This window comes from Pseudomonas sp. (assembly GCF_051660785.1).
In the GTDB taxonomy this organism is placed as follows: Bacteria; Pseudomonadota; Gammaproteobacteria; order Pseudomonadales; family Pseudomonadaceae; genus Aquipseudomonas.
The window spans coordinates 1-19,995 of record NZ_JBOFQE010000012.1 but is presented as its reverse complement, the minus strand read 5'-3'; the positions used below and the strand labels follow the sequence as shown (position 1 = coordinate 19,995).

The window sequence follows — 19,995 nt, the reverse complement described above, 5'->3', positions numbered from 1 at the left end:
ACCTTTGCGTCGAACTTGCGGAGGCAGAAACAGGATCAAAGATGGATGACGGCGAGGTCCAACCGGCCGTAATCCCCCTCGGCGTGTTCACCTCTGGGCGGAACGTGATGAACTTTCATCACCTGGTCGCCTTGCAGCGTTTCCAGGTGAATGTCGAAACCCCAGAGGCGATGCAGGTGTTTGAGCACTTCCTCGGTGGACTCGCCCAGCGGTTTGCGGTCATGTTGCTGATGACGCAGGGTTAGAGAGCGGTCGCCGCGTCGATCGATGCTGTAGATCTGAATATTGGGTTCACGATTGCCGAGGTTGTACTGGGCCGCCAGGGTTTCACGGATAGTCCGGTAGCCCGGCTCATCGTGGATGGCTGGCACCAGCAGGTCGTCCTTCTGGTCGTCATCGAGAATGCTGAACAGTTTCAGGTCGCGGATCACTTGGGGTGACAGGTATTGGAGGATGAAACTCTCATCCTTGAAGCTGCTCATGGCGAACTTGATGCTGGATAACCAGTCAGTGCCGGCAATTTCCGGGAACCAGCGGTAATCCTCTTCGGTTGGGTGTTCACACATGCGCCGGATGTCCCGGTACATGGCAAAACCCAGCGTGTAGGGGTTGATGCCGTTGTAGTAGGGGCTGTCGAAGCCGGGTTGAAAGACTACGCTGGTGTGCGAAGTCAAAAACTCCATCATGAAGCCGTCAGTCACCAGCCCTTCGTCATACAGGTCGTTCATCAGCGTGTAGTGCCAAAACGTCGCCCAACCTTCGTTCATCACCTGAGTCTGGCGTTGAGGGTAGAAATACTGAGCGATCTTGCGCACGATCCGCACGATTTCCCGCTGCCAGGGCTCCAGGAGCGGCGCGTGTTTTTCGATGAAATACAGAATGTTTTCCTGGGGTTCGGCGGGGAAGCGTGCATTGTCCTTGTCGCTGTACTTGTCCGCGCCCTTGGGAATGGTGCGCCACAGATCGTTGATCTGTTTCTGCAAATGTTCTTCCCGGTCTTTCTGCCGACGGCGTTCTTCTTCCGCCGATATCGGATACGGGCGTTTGTAGCGGTCGACCCCGTAGTTCATCAACGCATGGCAGGAGTCCAGGAGGTCCTCGACCGCGTCGATGCCGTGGCGCTCTTCGCATTGCATGATGTACTGCTTGGCGAACACCAAATAATCGATGATCGAACTGGCGTCGGTCCAAGTGCGGAACAGGTAATTGCCCTTGAAGAAGCTGTTATGGCCGTAGCAGGCATGAGCAACCACCAGGGCCTGCATGCAGATGGTGTTTTCTTCCATCAGATAGGCGATGCACGGGTCGGAGTTGATCACGATTTCGTAGGCCAGCCCCATCTGGCCGCGACTGTAGGATTTCTCGGTGCTGAGGAAGTGTTTGCCGTAGGACCAATGGTGATAACCCAGCGGCATGCCGACGGAGGCGTAGGCGTCCATCATCTGCTCGGCGGTGATCACTTCGATCTGGTTGGGATACGTATCGAGTGCGTAGCGAGCCGCCAGGCGACTGATTTCCTTGTCGTAGGCCTGGATCAGCTCGAACGTCCATTCGGAGCCGGTGGAAATGGGTTGGCGCTTCTGCTCTTTGGCGGTCATGTCACTAACCTGCGCTGGAAGAGTTCACGGAAGACCGGGTAGATATCCCCGGCCGAGACCAGTTGCTGTTGGGCAAAAGTGTCAGAGAAGGCTTCGGCAATGCGTTCGTACTCGAACCACAGGGCCTGGTGTTCACGCGGGGTAATCTCAACGTAAGTGTAGTACTGCACGAACGGCATGATCTGGTTGATCAGGATGTCGCGGCAGATCGGTGAGTCATCGTTCCAGTTATCGCCGTCGGACGCCTGGGCCGCGTAGATATTCCATTCATTGCTCGGATAACGCTCGGCCATGATTTCCTGCATCAATTTCAAGGCGCTGGAGACAATGGTGCCGCCGGTTTCCCGGGAGTAGAAGAACTCTTCCTCATCCACTTCGCGGGCGCTGGTGTGGTGGCGGATGAACACAACGTCGATCTTGTCGTAGTTACGCTTGAGAAACAGGTACAGCAGGATGAAGAAGCGCTTTGCGATGTCCTTGGTCGCCTGGGTCATGGAGCCGGACACGTCCATCAGGCAGAACATCACCGCTTTGGAGCTTGGGTTCGGCTGCTTGATGAGCAGGTTGTACTTGAGGTCAAAGGTGTCGAGAAAAGGTACGCGATGGATGCGCGCACTAAGTTTTTCGATTTCTGCTTCGATTTCCTGAATATCGCCGAAGTTATCCGGTTCATCCCGCTTGAGTCGCAGCAGTTCGTCTTTGGCTTCACGCAATTTTGCCCGGCTGCTGCCGGACAGGGCGATCCGTCGGGCATGGGCCGAGCGCAGGGTTCGGATGATGTTGATTCGCGACGGGTTACCTTCGTTGCTGATGCCCGCGCGCACGGTCTTGAAGGTGTCGGTGCCGGTCAGATTGCGCTTGACCAGGTTCGGCAGCTCGAGGTCCTCGAACATGAATTCGAGAAATTCTTCCTGGGTAATCTGGAAGACGAACTCGTCCATGCCTTCGCCTGAATTGCCAGCCTTGCCCGGGCCTCTGCCGCCACCACCGCCGGGTGGACGGGCAATGTGCTCGCCGCTGGTGAATTCCTTGTTGCCGGGGTGCACGACGGTCTGCTTGCCACCGCGTCCGTGGTGAAGCACCGGCTCGTCGATGTCGCGGCCGGGTATGCTGATTTGTTCGCCGTGTTCCATATCGGTAATGGAACGCCGACTGACCGCCTCTTCGACGGCTTTTTTGATGTGATCACGATAACGCCGCAGAAACCGCTGACGGTTAACCGTGCTCTTGTTCTTGCCATTGAGACGTCGGTCGATCACATAGCTCATGACTGCTCCTTAGAAGCTGTCCTGAAAGGGGCGAGCGGTGATGCAGCATCGGACCGAGTGCCAAGGGATATTCAACGCTCCCCCAAGCGCTTTGGATGCTGCCTGAACTCGCTACCGACTTTCGAACACCTTCCAGAGGCCTGTGTATCAGAAAAAGCACGCACAGGTCTCTGGCTGACGACAACCGGTCTGACCGGCAGCGGGTTATTGTGATTTTCTGACCCGCAGGTACCACTCGGACAGCAGTCGTACCTGTTTGTCGGTGTAGCCCCGCTCGACCATCCGTGTGACGAAGTCGTTGTGCTTCTGCTGGTCCTCTTTGCTGGCCTTGGCATTGAAGCTGATGACTGGCAGGAGGTCCTCGGTGTTGGAGAACATTTTCTTCTCGATGACCACCCGCAGTTTTTCGTAGCTGAGCCAGGTCGGGTTCTTGCCATTGTTGTTGGCCCGGGCGCGCAAGACGAAGTTGACGATTTCGTTGCGGAAATCCTTCGGATTGCTGATGCCAGCCGGTTTTTCAATTTTCTCAAGCTCTTCGTTCAATGCGACGCGGTTGAGAATTTCGCCGGTTTCCGGATCGCGGTATTCCTGGTCCTGAATCCAGAAGTCCGCATACAGCACGTAGCGATCGAAGATGTTCTGGCCATACTCGCTGTAAGACTCGAGGTAGGCGGTCTGGATCTCCTTGCCGATGAATTCGATATAACGCGGTGCCAGGTATTCCTTGAGGAAGCGCAGGTACCGTTCGCGGGTTTCGGCCTGGAATTGTTCCTGTTCGATCTGTTGTTCCAGCACGTAGAGCAAGTGCACCGGGTTGGCGGCGATTTCGTGCGGGTCAAAGTTGAAGACCTTGGACAGGATCTTGAACGCAAACCGGGTCGACAGACCGTTCATGCCTTCATCTACGCCAGCGTTGTCGCGGTATTCCTGGATCGATTTGGCTTTTGGATCCGTGTCCTTGAGATTCTCGCCGTCATACACGCGCATCTTGGAGTAGATGTTGGAGTTTTCCGGCTCCTTGAGTCGCGAGAGCACAGTGAACTGGGCAAGCATCTTCAGGGTGTCGGGCGCGCAATGGGCCTTGGCCAGGGAGCTGTTGAACAGAAGCTTGTCGTAGATCTTCACTTCGTCGCTGACCCGCAGGCAGTACGGCACTTTGACGATGTAGATCCGGTCGATGAACGCTTCGTTGTTCTTGTTGTTACGGAAGGTGTGCCATTCCGATTCGTTGGAGTGAGCCAGCAGGATCCCGGTGAACGGAATCGCCCCGAGGCCTTCGGTACTGTTGTAGTTGCCTTCCTGAGTGGCGGTCAGCAATGGGTGCAGCACCTTGATCGGCGCCTTGAACATTTCGACGAATTCCATCAGGCCCTGGTTGGCCCGGCACAGTGCGCCCGAATAGCTGTAGGCGTCGGCGTCGTTCTGTGGGTATTCCTCCAGTTTGCGGATATCGACCTTGCCCACCAGCGCCGAGATGTCCTGGTTGTTCTCGTCGCCCGGTTCGGTTTTGGCCACCGCGATTTGATTGAGGATCGACGGATAGAGTTTCACCACGCGGAACTGGCTGATGTCGCCGCCGAATTCGGCCAGGCGCTTGGTGGCCCATGGCGACATGATGGTGTTGAGGTAGCGCCGTGGAATACCGAAGTCTTCCTCAAGGATCGCGCCATCTTCGGTGGCGTTGAACAGACCCAGTGGCGACTCGAATACCGGCGAGCCCTTGATGGCGTAGAAGGGCACTTTTTCGATCAGTTGTTTCAGCTTCTCGGCCAGGGACGATTTACCGCCACCGACGGGACCGAGCAGGTAGAGGATTTGTTTCTTCTCTTCCAGGCCCTGAGCGGCATGGCGGAAATACGACACGATCTGGTCAATGCATTCTTCCATCCCGTGGAAGTCTTCAAAGGCCGGATAGCGGCGGATCACCTTGTTGGAGAAGATTCGCGACAGCCTCGAGTTGGTCGAGGTGTCGAGCAGCTCCGGTTCTCCGATGGCCAGCAATAGACGCTCGGCGGCGGAGGCGTAGGCGCTGCGGTCCTGTTTGCACAGCTCAAGATACTCTTGCAGCGAGAGTTCTTCCTGGCGTGTGGACTCGAAGCGTTGTTGGAAGTGGCTAAAGATACTCATGACGTCACCTCGCTCGATACGTGGAGCCGACGCCGGATCATTCAGTCGATGCTGGCAGCAACCGGATATGCAGTCGCTGTTTACCCCCCAGAACTCTTTCGAAGCTGACTACCTCGAAAGCTACTCCCGATGATCCGCGCGCCGGTGTACCGGCTCTCCCCTGTTTTGGATGGCCTGCGCTTAAGGATAGTTGCTTATTCGGGAGGTAAAGGCGAGATACGTAATTAGTTGTGGCAGACCGTTCGTCTGCCACCGTGCGAGCCCGCGGGGGCCGGGGCTTGCACGTTACAAAAAAATTATTCGGACGTGCCTTGCGCTGTTTCCGCAGGGTAAGTCGTACGCCACAGCTCAAAACCGCCATCCATGCTGTACACGTCGGAAAAGCCCTGGCTGATCAGGTAGGCGGCGGCACCCTGGCTGGAATTGCCGTGGTAGCACACCACGACGGTCGGTGCGTCCAGATCGGCAGCCTGAATAAAGGCATGCAACGAATGATTGTCCAGATGCTTCGAGCCGCTGATGTGCAGCGCGGCAAAAGTAGCAGGGTCGCGGACATCAACCACCACAGCGCCTTGTTCGCGCAGGGCCTGTGCCTGTTCTGGGGGGATACGTTTGAATTCGCTCATGGCGGGCTCCTGTGGCTCGGCTGAAAGCGCAGTCTAGCGCTGGGCGCTGGCTGGCGTTTGTTCGCAAGTTCGTGGGGCGACTGGTGGCGTGGCAGCATGGCCATGCTCGTCGCATTTGCAGGACAGGCGTTCCCCGCTGTCGACATTCATCATCGTCAGGGCACCGCCCCAGACGCAACCAGTGTCGAGGGCAGAGATGCCCGGCTCGTCGCACTGGCCTTCAAGCGCGGCCCAGTGCCCGAATATGATTTTCACGCCCTTGGTCTTGCGTTCCTTGTGCTGGAACCAGGGTTTGTAGCCGGGTGGCGCAGTGCCCACGCCTTCCTTGCTCTTGAGGTCCAGCTTGCCTTGCGCCGTACAGAAACGCATGCGGGTGAAATAGTTGGTGATCACCCGAAGGCGCGTGATGCCCTGGAGATCGCTGTCCCATTTCGCCGGATCGTTGCCATACATGCCGTCGAGGTAGGGCGGCAGCAGATTATCGTCGCGCAACGCCGTCTCGACCTCGGCGGCGCATTTCAGGGCTTTGCGCAGCGACCATTGCGGCGGAATACCGGCATGCACCAGCGCAACGTTACGTTGCTCGTCGTAGTGCATGAGTTTTTGCTGGCGTAACCATTCCAGCAGTTCGGCGCAATCGGGGGCTTCGATAATCTCGCGAAGGGTATCGGTTTTCTTCAGGCGTTCGATGTTCTTCCCGGCGGCCAGCAAATGCAGGTCATGGTTGCCGAGCACGCACACCAGCGATTCGCGGATGCTGTAGAGGAAACGCAAGGTGTCCAGCGACTGCGGGCCACGGTTGACCAGATCGCCCACCAGCCACAGACGATCCTTTGCCGGATCGAACGCGACTTTTTTTAGCAGACATTGCAGGGCTTCAAGGCAGCCTTGAAGGTCGCCAACGGCGTACGTTGCCATCAGTGCAGGGCTCCGGGCACCGCCAGGCGGAATGGAGCGATGATGGCATCAAAATGTTTGCCGTCGTCGGCGATCATTTCGTAAGTGCCTTGCATCGTGCCGACCTTGGAGGTCATGACGGTGCCGCTGCTGTAGGTGTGGCTCTTGCCCGGTTCGATCAACGGTTGCTGGCCAACAACGCCCGCACCGCGAACCTCTTCGACATGCCCGTCGCCATCGGTAATGACCCAGTGCCGTGACAGCAACTTGGCCGGCAGCTCGCCGTTGTTCTGCACAGTAATGGTGTAGGCGAAGGCAAAGCGGTCTTGCTCGGGTTGCGATTGTTCTGCCAGATAGCGGGTGACGACGCTGACGTCGACCTGATAACGAGGATCGGACATGCGAGAGGCCTTAAAAACGAAGCGGGACGCGGGGCGTAGCTGATTGAATTCAGTCTAGGCCAAGTACCGGGTAGTAAACCAGACATGGGCGCTGGTGTCCTACCCGATAACGCTCGTCGCCTGTCAGTCGACGGCGGGGGAGTGCGGAACTTGTTCACTGAGCTTGTCGGCCAGGCGCACGAAAGCGGCAAGGTCGAGCTGCTCTGGACGAAGGCTGCCGTCGACTCCGGCTGCGGTGATTTCGTCGTTGCTCAGCAGCAATTTCAGGGTGTTGCGCAGGGTCTTGCGGCGCTGGTTGAAGGCTTCGCGCACCACTCGCTCCAGCAGTTTGTGATCCTTGGCCGGGTGCGGCAGGACTGTGTGAGGCACCAGGCGCACGATCGCCGAATCGACTTTCGGAGGCGGGTTAAACGCGCCCGGGCCGACGTTGAACAGGTGTTCTACACGGCAGTGATACTGAACCATGATCGACAGGCGACCCCAGTCACCGCCGCCCGGGCCTGCCGCCATGCGCTCGACCACTTCCTTTTGCAGCATGAAGTGCATGTCGCGAATCAGGCTGGCGTTATGCAGCAAGTGAAAGATCAGCGGCGTAGAGATGTTGTACGGCAGGTTGCCGACGACCCGAAGGCTGCCCGGCGCTGCGTTCAGGCTGTTGAAGTCGAACTTCAGCGCGTCACCCTGATGCAGGTTGAAATTGCTCTTGCCGGCGAACTGCTGATTGAGGATCGGAATCAGGTCCTTGTCCAGCTCCACCACGTCCAGTTGCGCGCCGCTGCCGAGCAGGCCTTGGGTCAACGCACCCTGGCCCGGGCCGATTTCCAGCAGACGGTCCTCAGGCTTGGCGTGGATGGAACGCAGGATGCGGTCGATAACGCCGGCATCGTGCAGGAAGTTCTGGCCGAAACGCTTGCGCGCCCGGTGTTGGTAATGCTCGGTCATAAACGGGTCTCGGCCATCTGGTAGGCGGTTTCCAGGGCGACTTGAAGGCTGCCGGTGTCGATGTTGCCGCTGCCGGCCAGATCCAGGGCGGTGCCGTGGTCGACTGACGTGCGGATGATCGGCAAGCCCAGGGTCACGTTGACTGCCGCGCCGAAGCCTTTGTATTTCAGCACAGGCAGGCCCTGGTCGTGGTACATCGCCAGCACCGCGTCGCAGTGCTCCAGATATTTTGGGGTAAACAGAGTGTCGGCGGGCAGGGGGCCGCGAAGGTCCATGCCCTCGCCGCGCAGGCGCTCTAATGTAGGTTCGATGATGTCGATTTCTTCATGGCCCAGGTGTCCGCCTTCACCGGCGTGCGGGTTTAGTCCGCAAACCAGGATACGTGGCTGGGCGATGCCGAATTTTTGTTGCAGATCGGTGTGCAGGATGCGTGTGACCCGTTCCAGACGCTCTGGCGTGATCGCATCGGCAATCTCCCGAAGGGGCAGGTGAGTGGTGACCAGCGCCACGCGCAAACCGCGGGTGGCAAGCATCATCACCACTTGCGCGGTATGGGTCAGGTCAGCAAGAAATTCGGTGTGTCCGGAGAAGGCAATCCCGGATTCATTGATCACGCCTTTGTGCACAGGGGCGGTGATCATGCCGGCAAAATGCCCGTCCAGGCAGCCTTGGCCCGCACGGGTCAGGGTTTCCAGAACGAAAGCCGCATTGGCCTTGTCCAGTTGCCCGGCGCTGACCGGTGCATTAAGCGGTGTATCCCAGACGTACAGGCTGTTGGCGGGTGCCGGAACATCCGGCCAGCTGTCCGGCGTAACCGTCAGCAAATCGACGACCACACCCAGCTGCGCGGCCCGCTCAAGGAGCAGGTCGCGGCTGGTAATGGCAATCAGGGGGTGCGGCTGGGCTTGCGAGGCGAGCAGCAGGCACAGGTCAGGGCCTATGCCGGCCGGTTCGCCGGGTGTCAGCGCGAAACGCTTGGGTTTCACTGCGCTGCCTGGTCTGCACCAGGGAGTTTGATCTCTACGTACGCTTCGTCACGGATCTGACGCAGCCAGGTTTGCAGCTCTTCGTCGTATTTGCGGTTACGCAGTACGGTCATCGCTTGCTGCTCACGGGCCTGGCTGGTGCTGTCGGTGGCGCGGCGGCCAAGGACTTCCAGAACGTGCCAGCCGTATTGGGTCTGGAATGGCTTGGACAGCTGACCTTGCGGGGTCTTGGCCATCACTTCGCGGAATTCAGGCACCAATGCATTCGGGTCGATCCAGTTCAGGTCGCCACCGTTGAGGGCGGAACCCGGATCTTCCGAGAAGCTTTTCGCCAGCTCGCTGAAATCTTCGCCCGCTTCGATACGGGTGTAGAGCGACTGGGCCAGGGCCTTGGTTTTCGCTTCGTCGCGGATCGGGCTCGGTTTCACCAGGATGTGACGCACGTGCACTTCGTCACGCGTCTGGGTCTCGCCGCCACGCTTGTCGAGGATCTTCAGGATGATGAAGCCGCCCGGCGTACGCATTGGCTGGGTGATGTCGCCAACCGTCATGGTGCTCAGCAGGCGATCGAACGGAGGAGGCAGTTGAGCGGCTTTGCGCCAGCCCATGTCGCCGCCTTCCAGTGCGGTTTCGCTGGCGGATTTGGCGATTGCCAACTGACCGAAGTCAGCGCCTTGCTTGAGTTGCTGGTAAACCGCATCAGCCTGTTTGGCCGCATTCTGAATCGCGTCGGAGTTGGCGCTTTCCGGCGTAGGGATCAGGATGTTGGCCAGGCGGAATTCTTCCGACAGCTGCATTTTGCCGAGGTCGGAAGCCAGGAAGTTCTTCACTTCCTGTTCAGATACCTGGATGCGCTCTGCCACCCGACGCTGACGCACACGGCTGATGATCATTTCGCGACGGATCTGTTCGCGGGCGTCGTCGTAAGACAGACCGTCGCGAGTCAGGGCGGCGCGGAATTGATCAAGCGACATGTTATTGCGCTGGGCAATGGTGCCGACGGCCTGGTTCAGTTCTTCATCGGTGATGCGGATGCCGGAACGCTCGCCGATCTGCAATTGCAGGTTTTCGACGATCAGACGCTCAAGTACCTGCTGGTCCAGCACGCCGGCAGGAGGTACTGCGGCACCGCGCTTGGCGATGGTTTGCTGAACTTCATGAACACGCTGGTCCAGTTGGCTCTGCATGACCACGTCGTTGTCGACGATGGCCACCACTTTATCGATGGACTGTACTGCGGCGTTCGCCGCAGTACCCAGGAACAGCGCGCCCAGCACTAGCGGGCGCAGACAATCAGAAAGCTTGGTCTTCACGTTCACGATAACCTTGGATGCCTTTGTCGAGGAAGCTCTCTACTTTGGCGCCGGTGAGGCCGCCGAGTCCCTTCAGAACAATTTGTAGGAAGATGCCGTGGTCGCCTTTTTCGTTTTCAGGGGCGTTCTGACTGAATTCGTCATAGGAAACCCAGTAACGGTTGATCAGGCGCAGTTTCCAGCAGCAGTTGTCGTACTCGAAACCACCGAAGGCTTCCAGGGTACGGTTGCGGTTGTAGTCGTACTGCCAGCGGCTGATAGCGTTCCATTGCGGCACGATCGGCCAGATCACCGAGAAGTCGTGCTGTTCGATCTTGTAGTAGTCCTTCACGTAGTTAGGCTGGCCAGGGGTGCCATAGTCACCGCCGCCTACCGACCACTTACCGGTGTTCTGGTCATAACGGACCTGGTCATTACGATAGCGATAGCCGGCGTTGATGACCTTGTTCGGGTTGTCTTCAGGCTGGTAGTGGAACATCGCGCTGCCTGAGCGAGGGCTGCGGCTGTCCGGGTCCCAGTTGTAGTCGGCCGTGGTGCGCCAATCGCGGTTCCAGCGATATTCGTATTCCAGCGCATACGGTGAAACGTTGGAGTGCGCGTCGTCGCGGGTTTTTGCATCGATACCCGGCAACTGGACTTCGCGGTCCTTGAAGTACAACGCCTGGCCAACACTGATCCGTTGACGTTCGAAACCGTCTTCTTCGATCCAGCGGTTGGTAACGCCCAGGGACAGCTTGTTCTCGTCGCCGACACGGTCGGAGCCGGAAAAACGGTTGTCACGGAACAGCGACGCATAGTTGAAGGTGTATTCGCCGGTGTCGAAAACCGGAATGTCTTCCTGATTTTCTTCTGGAACGTAGAGGTAGTACAGACGCGGTTCCAGGGTCTGGCGATAGTTCTTGCCGAACCATTGGGTATTGCGATCGAAGTACAGGCCACTGTCGATGCTGGCGATCGGCACGCCGCGGTTCTGATTGCGGCTGAACGTACCGTTGACGTTGTCGGTACCCGTTGCCGCAGCGAAATTCTCCTGGGCAACGATTTGATCCTTGCCGGTGCGGTCCAGATCAAGATCGTACTGGGTGTACTGGTATTTGAGCGATGGCTTGATGAAGCCATAGGTCCAGTCCAGCGGAAGGCTGACCCCCGGCTTGAGGTTCAGACGGTTGCCGTTGGCGCGAGCCAGGCCAGCGACGTTGTTATCAAGACGGGACTCGGCGGTGCCGTCTTCATTGATGAAGTCCCCGTCCTTCAGGTCGCGATCGAACCGTACTAGCTCGGTTTCGTAATCGAAATCCAGGCCGGCTGGATGCGTGGGCAGCTGGCCGTTGAAGGTGATCTGCGGCAAGCGATCATACGGCGTGATGTTCGTAACGGTTGCCAGTTGATAAGCCTGGGCGTTCAGCGTTGCGGTGTAGCTGTCGCCACGGTAGCTGACCAAACCCTGCTGATTCACATAGTCAGCGCTTTTCACGCCGATCTGGTCAGTTTCCAGGTCCTGGAAGTAGTAAGGATCGCTGATTTTTGTGTAGTCCACTTTCGTGAATACACGCGAATCCAGACCGCCCTTGTGCTGCCAGTTATACATGTAGCGGTTTTTCTGGTAGTCGGTCTGATTGCTGCGATCAGTGTCTTCGTCGTTGAGGTACGCTGCGCCGAACTGACCTTCACTGGACTTGGTCAGGTAGCGGAATTCGCCTTCCATCAACAAACCGTGCTTGGCCATGTAACGCGGATACAACGTGGCATCGTAATTCGGCGCCAGGTTGAAGTAGTACGGTGTTACCAGCATGAAGCCGGTATCGCTGCCGGTGCCGATAGTCGGCGGCAGGAAGCCGGACTGGCGACGGTCATCGATCGGGAAGTAGATGTATGGCGTGTACAGGACTGGAATGTCCTTGACCCGCAGTGTCACGTTGGTCGCGGTGCCGAAGCCGGTCGCCGGGTTCAAGGTGATGTTGTTGCCCTTGAGCTGCCAGGCGTTGCTGTTCGGTTCGCACGTGGTGTACGTACCATCCTTGAGACGGATGATCGCGTTTTCTGCACGTTTGGCGTACAGCGCGTTACCGCGGATACGGGACTTGTGCATCACGTATTCGGCGTTATCGACCTTGGCTTCACCGGTATCGAGCTGCACGTCGGCGTGGTCGCCCACGATCAGCGCGCCGTTGTCGCGAATGCGCACGTTGCCGCTCAGTTCGCCACGGCTTTCAGCCTGGTACAGGTTCGCTTCGTCGGCTTCGACCTGCATGCTGCCCTGACGCATGACGACGTCACCGGCCAGGGTCGCAACTTGCTCATCCTGCTTATAGCGGGAAGCTTTGGCGCCGATAAAGGTTGGAGCGTCGCTTTTATTCGTCTTGTCATTCATGCCAGGACGAATTGGTTCGATATAGGAACCAGAGCAGTAAGGACCAGTCTCGGCCAGTTGCGCTGCCGTGAGGTTCTCGCGCGGAACCCAGTCGAGGTGACTGTAGTCTGCACTACGCGACTTCAGGCCGCGGCCTTTGGACTCGGTAACCAGCACGGGTTTGGCGCCGGTGTCTTCACTGGTGCCACTCTCGGTCGCAGGTTCGCCGGTGGCGGAAACTGCGCTGCCGTCATGGACGGGACGCGGAGGCAATGCCGCCGCTGGCGCTTTTGGCGCACAGTCCCAGGCACCCGAAGCAGAGACTGAGCAGTCATACTGTTCCGCGGCGACCACGAATGAAGTGGCTAGAGGTTGCAGGGCCAGCAGACTGCCGGTAACCAACAACGGAAATTTTTTACGAAACGCGGGGGATTTCAATGCCATCTTATTAGTCCGGGCTTCCTGCGTGCCATCTGCCCGCGGTGTGGGCCGCACGCCTCTCGATGGTCTGAAAAAGATGCTGGATAATAAAGCATGACCCGCTTGACGGCTAGCGCCGTCGGAGACCCTTGCAATGCCTGACCAAGATGTACGTTTGCAACACCTGAAAGTTTGGCTCGATGAGCAGTTGGCAATCCTCTTTGCAGAACAGGGTTGGGGTGCCGTACCCCCGGCCACGTTGACCGCGGCCAGTAGCGACGCGAGTTTTCGGCGCTATTTCCGCTGGGAAGGCGAGGGCCGCAGCTTCGTCGTGATGGATGCACCACCGCCCCAGGAAAACTGCAAACCCTTCGTGGATATCGCCTTTTTGCTGGCGAAATCCGGAATAAATGTGCCGAAAATTTATGCCGAAGATCTCGAACGCGGTTTTCTTTTGCTCAATGACCTGGGCAACAAGACGTATCTGGACGTAATCGACAGCGAAAATGCCGACGATTTGTTCAAGGATGCCCTGCAGGCATTGCTGGCTTTTCAGCAATTGCCGATGGTCGCACCGTTACCGAGTTATGACGTGGCATTGCTGCGTCGCGAGCTGGAACTGTTCCCCGAGTGGTACGTGAAACGCGAGTTGGGCATCGAGTTCGATTCCGCACAACAAATGCTCTGGCAGAACGTGACCGAGTTGCTGATCGACAGCGCCCTGGCCCAGCCAAAAGTGCTGGTGCACCGCGACTACATGCCACGCAACCTGATGCTCAGCGAGCCGAATCCTGGCGTGCTGGACTTCCAGGACGCGGTCTATGGCCCAGTGACCTATGACGTGACCTGCCTGTTCAAGGACGCGTTCCTCAGCTGGCCCGAAGAACGTGTGTACGCCTGGCTGGAAGATTACTGGCAACAAGCGGGTGCGCTCGGCATTCCCGTGCAGCCTGATTTCGAAGACTTCCTGCGCGCCAGCGACCTGATGGGCGTGCAGCGCCACCTGAAAGTGATTGGCATCTTCGCCCGCATTTGCCATCGCGACGGCAAGCCGCGCTACCTGGCTGATGTGCCGCGCTTCTTTGCTTATATAGAAGCGGTGGTCGCCCGTCGTCCTGAACTGGCTGAGCTGGATGTGTTGCTGCTGAGCCTGCGCGCCGGAGCCCATGCATGAAGGCGATGATTCTGGCGGCAGGCAAAGGCGAGCGCATGCGCCCGCTGACCCTGACCACACCCAAACCGCTGGTTCGTGCCGGCGGCGTGCCGTTGATCGAGTACCACTTGAAAGCCCTGGCGAGCGCCGGGTTTACCGAGATCGTGATCAATCACGCCTGGCTGGGTCAGCAGATCGAAAGTTACCTGGGTGACGGTTCGCAATACGGCTTGCGTATTCAGTACTCGCCAGAAGGCGAGCCACTGGAAACCGGCGGCGGCATCTTTCGTGCGCTGCCGTTGCTGGGCGATGACGCTTTCCTGGTGGTCAATGGTGATATCTGGACTGACTACGACTTCAGCGTGCTGCATCAACCCATCGTCGGGTTGGCGCATCTGGTGTTGGCGGACAACCCGGCCCATCACCCGACCGGCGATTTCACCCTGGCCGACGGGCAAGTACGTGACGGTCAGCCCGATACCGCGAACCTGACTTACAGCGGCATTGCCGTGCTGCATCCGCAGTTGTTCGACGGTTGCTCGGCCGGAGCCTTCAAACTGGCACCATTGCTGCGCAAAGCCATGGCCGATGGACAGGTCACCGGCGAACGCCTGAACGGGCACTGGGTGGATGTCGGTACGCACGAACGCCTGGCCGAAGTTGAAACCCTGATAGAAGCGAGACGCTGACATGTTGTGGCCAGGGACTCTGATTGGAGCCGGAGCGGGCTTTGCCATAGCCAGCATTCCGGGGGCCATGCTCGGCGCTTTATTGGGACAGGCGCTGGATCGGCGCTTGCACCTGCAAAGCTGGGGGCATTTACGTGAAAAGCTCGGCGGTCGCCCGATGCTGCGCAACGATGAGCTGTTGTTCGTGTTGCTGGGGCGGCTGGCCAAGAGCGACGGGCGCGTGGGAGAGGGACATATCCAGCAGGCGCGCCAGGAAATGCACGCGCTGGAGATGACCGAGCCGGCAAGGCGCCGGGCGATTGCTGCATTCAATCGCGGCAAGTCCGGCAACGACCGGTTACGCGGCTATCTGCGTCGCTTGAGCGCTCAGCCCCATGCAGCGGAAGGCGTGTTGCGCGCATGTTGGCGGATGGTCTGGGCCGATGGCCGTGCGGGCAATGCCGAGCGTGAACTGATTGCGCAATGGGGCAAGTGGCTGGGCTGGAACCGACATCAGGTGCAGGCGCTCGCGGCGGACTATGAGCCACATCTGCGGCCGCCAGTCAGCAGTGCCCTGACTTATCAAGATGCCTTGCGGCTTTTGGGGGTGTCGGCAACCAGCGAGCCGGCGCAGATCAAGCGTGCCTATCGACGCCTGCTCAGTCGTCATCACCCGGACAAGATAGCCGGCAGCGGTGCGACGGCGTTGCAGGTGCGTGAGGCGACTGACAAGACTCGCGAACTGCATACGGCGTACAGTTTGATACGTGAGCGGCGGGATTTTCGGTAGCGGTAAAGAAATGTGTTGTCTGTAAGCCCCATATCGCGAGCAGGCTCACTCCCACACTTGATCCCGGTTGCACACACATTCTGTGTCCAGTGAAGATCAAATGTGGGAGTGAGCCTGCTCGCGATGGGGGCGACGCGGTCTGTCAGTCCGCCGCCTTCTGCGGATTCAACCACCCGCGTACCCGGCGCACCAGCTGCTCTTGCTCAGCCTTGGCATTACCGGGCAACGCCTTGAGCGATACCTGGCTGAACGCCGAAGTCTTCAAGCGTTTGCTGGCCTGCATCCGCTCCAGCGCTGCATTGCGATCCAGCGGTTTATCCATATAGAAAATATCGACGGTCGGCAGCTTCAACGTTGGCGTCAATTGCGCCAGTTCGGGTTTCGCCGCAGCGGGTGTCTGCACCGCCACCATCACAAACTTCTCCACTTGCGACGGCTGCTTCTCGCTCAGATAACGCGCAGCCCAGTAAGCGCCGGTGCCATGGCCCAGCACGACGATGCTGCGAGCGCTTTGCTGTTCGGCATAAGCGACGGCAGCGTCAATCCGCGCAAAGATTCGATCGGCGTCAGCCTTCGCTTGCTCTTCTGTGGTTTCGGCGATGGCCTTGTCGGCAACTTCCGCTTCGCCACCAGCGGCTTGTTCGATGGGTGCTGCCGTGGTCGAGTCCTTGCTGCCGGTTTCCGGCGCCTTGAGCGTTGGCGGCATTTCCACGACGCGTGGCGCAATGGCATCGCTTTGCAGGTCCGGCAAGGTGATACTCAGGCTGCTCCACTTCGCGTCGGGCAATTTGTTGCGCAACGGGCCGATTGCTTGCGGCCAGTCAACGGTTTCACCTGCGCCCGGGATGATAATCACCGCGCCTTTGGGCTCGGCGGTGTTGGCCGGTTTCCACAAGGCAAGAAAAGTGTCGGCACCGGCTTGCAGTTGTTGCTGTTCCTGCGCCGGGATTTTTCGCTCAAGTGCTGTCGCTTCTTCCTGACTACGCTCAAGCAGTGGCTGGCGTTCGACCGGTTTTTCTTCCGCGGGTTTTTCCGCAGCGGCAGGTGCCGGATCGGCCGCCTCGACGGAAAAGGCACAAGGCAGGATCAGCGACAGGCACAATGCTGGCAGTGCCAGGCGGTAGACAGGGGGCATCGGATATTCCAGGCCAGAAGTTATTCCGGCAGCCTAATGGGTTGGTCAGTATTTGTCAGTGTGTGAGACTTCAATGATGCGTTTTCGCTGCCTGTGGGTTATCGGCTGTTTGTGGTTTCCCTTGATCAGTTGGGCGGCTTCCGCGCCACCGACGCACGTCGCACCCTTGTCGCCCAAGCAGCAACAGTGGCTGGCAGACCATGGCGAATTGCGCGTGGGGCTGGTGTTGCAGGCACCGTACGCGCAATACGATCGCCGCTTGCAGCGCTTGTCCGGGGTGAATGTCGAGTTGATGAAATGGCTGGCAAAGGCTCTCAAGGTCGAGCTGAGCTGGCGTAATTTTCCTGACCTTGAGCAATTGGAAGCCGCCGCACGCGAGGGCGAAATCGACATCGCCCCCGGGCTGACCCAAACCCCTGCGGGACTGCGACTCTGGCAATTCTCCGACCCTTACATGCGGGTGCCGCAACTGGTGGTCAGCGACCAGAAAAGCACCGGTGTTGTAGAGCTGGAAAAACTCGACAGCCAAACCCGTGTCGCGGTGCGCATGCCCAGTGCGACGGCCGACTATCTGCGCGGCAACTATCCCCATCTGAACCTGCAAGGCGTCCCGATGGAGCGCCAGGCATTGCAGCTATTGCTGAGCCAGCAGGCCGGTTACGCCGTGGTCGATGAAGCGCAATTGGGGCGTCTGTCTGTCGAGCCTGAGTTCGCCGGGCTTGTCGTGGTGGGCGACATCGGCTTGCCGCAATTGCTGCGTGTGGCCACACGCCGGGACTTGCCGGAACTGGCCGGCATCGTCGAAAGCGCACTGCGGGCGATCCCGGCCAAGGACCTGGAGCACCTGCACAACCAATGGCTGCAACCGAAATACCCGCGCCTGACCGAGTCCCCGGGATTCTGGCAAAACCTCTGCCTGCTGATGGCGGTGCTGATGCTGAGCAGCATGGCCATCGTGTTCTGGCAACGCCGCCAGCAGCACAGTCTGGAGCAGCGTCTATTGGCTGCCCGCGAAGACATTGCCCTGCGCGAGGCCAGTGAAGAGGCATTGCGCCTGACGCAGTTCTCCATCGATCAAAGCACCGTCGGCATCCTTTGGGTCAACTGGGACAGCCACGTGCGCTACGCCAATCGCGCGGCGGAAACCATGCTCGGTTATCCGTCAGGCGGAATCATCGATCGGCCATTGATCGACTTCGAGCCGGGCCTGCACATGGACCGCTGGCTGAACCTGTGGAAGCGCGCCCGGGCCAGCGAAGAGGGGCCGCAAAGTTTCGAAACCAACTGTGTACGGGCCGATGGCAGCATCCTGCCGACCGATGTCTCGTTGAGCTTCATGCGCTTTCGCGGCGGTGAATACCTGGTGGTCTATCTCAACGACGTCACCGAGCGTCGTCGCGCCTTGGCCGCGTTGCAGGAAAGCGAAGCGCGGTTACAGGGGATTGCCGCCAACGTTCCCGGATTGGTCTTCCGCCTGGAACGGGCTCCGGTGACAGGGCAGATCGACTTTGCCTACATCAGTGAAGGCAGCGAGAGTCTGGTGGGCTACTCGCCGGCGACCCTGGCCCATCGCGACAAAGGCCTGCGCAGTCTGGTGCATCCGGACGACAAGGCCAGCTATCACCAGACTCAGGACCACGCGCTGGATACGGACAGTGACTGGTCGTGGCAGGGGCGAATACTCACCCGTTCGGGTGAGCAACGCTGGGCCGAGATCAAGGCCATCACCCGCCGGCTCGAAGACGGCGCCTACGTTTGGGACGGGATTGTCTGGGACATCAGCGAGAGCAAGCGTATCGAACTGGAATTGGCCAGCTCCCGCGAACAACTGCGTGAGCTGTCCGCTCACCTGGAGAGCGTGCGGGAAGAGGAGAAAGCGCGCATCGCCCGGGAAGTGCACGATGAGTTGGGTCAGATGTTGACCGTGCTCAAACTGGAAACTTCCATGTGCGAATTGGCCTACGCTCAGCTCGACCCCGGTCTGAATGAACGGTTGAACAGCATGAAACGGCTGATTGCTCAACTGTTCCAGCTGGTGCGCGATGTGGCGACCGCGTTGCGCCCGCCGATTCTCGATGCCGGGATCGCCTCGGCCATCGAGTGGCAGGCCCGGCGCTTCGAGTCGCGCACGCAGATTCCGTGTCTGGTGCAGGTGCCGGAAAATCTGCCGGTGCTCAGTGACGCCAAGGCAATCGGTCTGTTCCGGATCCTTCAGGAAGCGCTGACCAATGTCATGCGCCATGCCCAGGCGCATACTGTTGAACTGACGCTGGCGCTGGAAGGCGACGAGTTGTGTCTGACGGTCAGTGATGATGGCGTAGGATTTGTCCCCGCTACCGGCAGGGCGACTTCCTTCGGGGTGGTCGGCATGCGCGAGCGGGTGTTGATCATGGGTGGGCAGTTGTCGCTGGAGAGTGAGCCGGGGGAGGGCACGACGTTGAGTGTGCGAGTACCGGTGAATGAGGCCTGAGGTATTTGTTGTCTGTACTGACGCCTTCGCGAGCAGGCTCGCTCCCACATTGGATCTGCGGCGTTTACAAAACCCCTGTGGGAGCGAGCCTGCTCGCGAATGATCTTGAATCTGGAGAAACTTGTGATCCGTGTACTGGTAGCCGAAGACCACACCATCGTCCGTGAAGGCATCAAGCAATTGATTGGCCTGGCCAAGGACTTGCTGGTGGTAGGGGAGGCGAGCAATGGCGAGCAGTTGCTCGAGACCCTGCGGCATGTGCCCTGCGAAGTGGTGTTGCTGGACATCTCCATGCCGGGCGTCAATGGCCTGGAAGCGATCCCGCGGATTCGTGCGCTGAACAATCCGCCGGCCATCCTGGTGCTGTCGATGCACGACGAAGCGCAAATGGCCGCCCGGGCGCTGAAGGTTGGCGCTGCGGGTTACGCGACCAAGGACAGCGATCCGGCGCTGCTGCTGACGGCGATCCGCAAAGTCGCGGCGGGCGGTCGTTACATCGACCCGGACCTGGCCGACCGCATGGTCTTCGAAGTCGGCCTGACCGATTCGCGGCCGTTGCACTCGTTGCTGTCGGAGCGCGAATTCTCGGTATTCGAACGTCTGGCCCAGGGCGCCAACGTCAACGATATCGCCCAGCAACTGGCCCTGAGCAGCAAAACCATCAGCACCCACAAGGCGCGGTTGATGCAGAAACTCAACATCACCTCGCTGGCTGAACTGGTGAAGTACGCGATGGAACACAAACTCCTCTAAGGCCCACCGCCATCCCAATGTGGGAGCGAGCCTGCTCGCGATAGCGGTGTGTCAGTTGGCATAGCTTTGCCTGATTCACCGCTATCGCGAGCAGGCTC

The 19,995-nt window shown here is 59.1% G+C and carries 16 protein-coding genes; 5 read left to right on the top strand and 11 right to left on the bottom strand.

Annotated elements, in window-relative coordinates:
* Positions 1-35 precede the first annotated feature (35 nt).
* From ACRC4F_RS03435 to ACRC4F_RS03390, 10 genes are all read right to left on the bottom strand, one after another.
* Positions 36-1,598 (bottom strand): SpoVR family protein, encoded by a 1,563-nt coding sequence (locus ACRC4F_RS03435; RefSeq protein ID WP_438658092.1) that lies wholly within the window; start codon positions 1,596-1,598, stop codon positions 36-38.
* A complete protein-coding gene (locus tag ACRC4F_RS03430) occupies positions 1,595-2,866 on the bottom strand; it encodes a YeaH/YhbH family protein (RefSeq protein ID WP_149416529.1) in 1,272 nt (423 codons plus the stop codon). Before ACRC4F_RS03430 ends, ACRC4F_RS03435 begins: the two co-directional genes overlap by 4 nt.
* 204 nt (positions 2,867-3,070) lie before the next feature.
* A complete protein-coding gene (locus ACRC4F_RS03425; protein WP_010467160.1) occupies positions 3,071-4,993 on the bottom strand; it encodes a PrkA family serine protein kinase in 1,923 nt (640 codons plus the stop codon).
* 296 nt (positions 4,994-5,289) lie between these two features.
* Positions 5,290-5,619, bottom strand: a complete 330-nt coding sequence (glpE, locus tag ACRC4F_RS03420) for a thiosulfate sulfurtransferase GlpE (RefSeq protein WP_109635326.1) — start codon at positions 5,617-5,619, stop codon at positions 5,290-5,292.
* A 33-nt stretch (positions 5,620-5,652) separates the two neighbouring features.
* A complete protein-coding gene (locus ACRC4F_RS03415) occupies positions 5,653-6,537 on the bottom strand; it encodes a symmetrical bis(5'-nucleosyl)-tetraphosphatase (protein ID WP_438658091.1) in 885 nt (294 codons plus the stop codon).
* A complete protein-coding gene (apaG, locus tag ACRC4F_RS03410) occupies positions 6,537-6,917 on the bottom strand; it encodes a Co2+/Mg2+ efflux protein ApaG (protein WP_438658090.1) in 381 nt (126 codons plus the stop codon). Before apaG ends, ACRC4F_RS03415 begins: the two co-directional genes overlap by 1 nt.
* Before the next feature lie 123 nt (positions 6,918-7,040).
* Positions 7,041-7,859 carry a 16S rRNA (adenine(1518)-N(6)/adenine(1519)-N(6))-dimethyltransferase RsmA gene (rsmA, locus tag ACRC4F_RS03405; protein WP_438658089.1) on the bottom strand — a complete coding sequence of 273 codons (819 nt, stop codon included), beginning with the start codon at positions 7,857-7,859 and terminating at the stop codon, positions 7,041-7,043.
* The gene (gene pdxA, locus ACRC4F_RS03400; RefSeq protein ID WP_438658088.1) at positions 7,856-8,845 is read right to left on the bottom strand and encodes a 4-hydroxythreonine-4-phosphate dehydrogenase PdxA; all 990 of its coding nucleotides are present in this window, start codon (positions 8,843-8,845) and stop codon (positions 7,856-7,858) included. Before pdxA ends, rsmA begins: the two co-directional genes overlap by 4 nt.
* Positions 8,842-10,158 carry a peptidylprolyl isomerase SurA gene (gene surA, locus ACRC4F_RS03395; RefSeq protein ID WP_438658087.1) on the bottom strand — a complete coding sequence of 439 codons (1,317 nt, stop codon included), beginning with the start codon at positions 10,156-10,158 and terminating at the stop codon, positions 8,842-8,844. Before surA ends, pdxA begins: the two co-directional genes overlap by 4 nt.
* Positions 10,139-12,952 (bottom strand): LPS-assembly protein LptD, encoded by a 2,814-nt coding sequence (locus ACRC4F_RS03390; protein WP_438658086.1) that lies wholly within the window; start codon positions 12,950-12,952, stop codon positions 10,139-10,141. The genes surA and ACRC4F_RS03390 overlap by 20 nt, the downstream gene beginning before the upstream one ends.
* 130 nt (positions 12,953-13,082) lie before the next feature.
* Here ACRC4F_RS03390 and ACRC4F_RS03385 point away from each other — a divergent pair, with 130 nt between their 5' ends.
* From ACRC4F_RS03385 to ACRC4F_RS03375, 3 genes are read left to right on the top strand one after another with little or no spacing between them, the layout of a single operon-like run.
* Positions 13,083-14,102 (top strand): aminoglycoside phosphotransferase family protein, encoded by a 1,020-nt coding sequence (locus tag ACRC4F_RS03385; protein ID WP_438658085.1) that lies wholly within the window; start codon positions 13,083-13,085, stop codon positions 14,100-14,102.
* Complete coding sequence (gene murU, locus ACRC4F_RS03380) at positions 14,099-14,770, top strand: N-acetylmuramate alpha-1-phosphate uridylyltransferase MurU (protein WP_438658084.1); 672 nt, start codon at positions 14,099-14,101, stop codon at positions 14,768-14,770. The genes ACRC4F_RS03385 and murU overlap by 4 nt, the downstream gene beginning before the upstream one ends.
* Position 14,771: 1 nt before the next feature.
* Positions 14,772-15,539 carry a TerB family tellurite resistance protein gene (locus ACRC4F_RS03375; protein WP_438658083.1) on the top strand — a complete coding sequence of 256 codons (768 nt, stop codon included), beginning with the start codon at positions 14,772-14,774 and terminating at the stop codon, positions 15,537-15,539.
* Positions 15,540-15,681: 142 nt separating this feature from the next.
* Here ACRC4F_RS03375 and ACRC4F_RS03370 read toward each other — a convergent pair whose 3' ends face one another.
* Positions 15,682-16,674 carry an alpha/beta hydrolase family protein gene (locus tag ACRC4F_RS03370; protein WP_438658082.1) on the bottom strand — a complete coding sequence of 331 codons (993 nt, stop codon included), beginning with the start codon at positions 16,672-16,674 and terminating at the stop codon, positions 15,682-15,684.
* Positions 16,675-16,747: 73 nt separating this feature from the next.
* Here ACRC4F_RS03370 and ACRC4F_RS03365 point away from each other — a divergent pair, with 73 nt between their 5' ends.
* Both ACRC4F_RS03365 and ACRC4F_RS03360 read left to right on the top strand, forming a co-directional pair.
* The gene (locus ACRC4F_RS03365; RefSeq protein ID WP_438658081.1) at positions 16,748-19,144 is read left to right on the top strand and encodes a PAS domain-containing sensor histidine kinase; all 2,397 of its coding nucleotides are present in this window, start codon (positions 16,748-16,750) and stop codon (positions 19,142-19,144) included.
* 99 nt (positions 19,145-19,243) lie between these two features.
* Positions 19,244-19,897, top strand: a complete 654-nt coding sequence (locus ACRC4F_RS03360) for a response regulator (RefSeq protein ID WP_438658080.1) — start codon at positions 19,244-19,246, stop codon at positions 19,895-19,897.
* Positions 19,898-19,995: the final 98 nt, after the last annotated feature.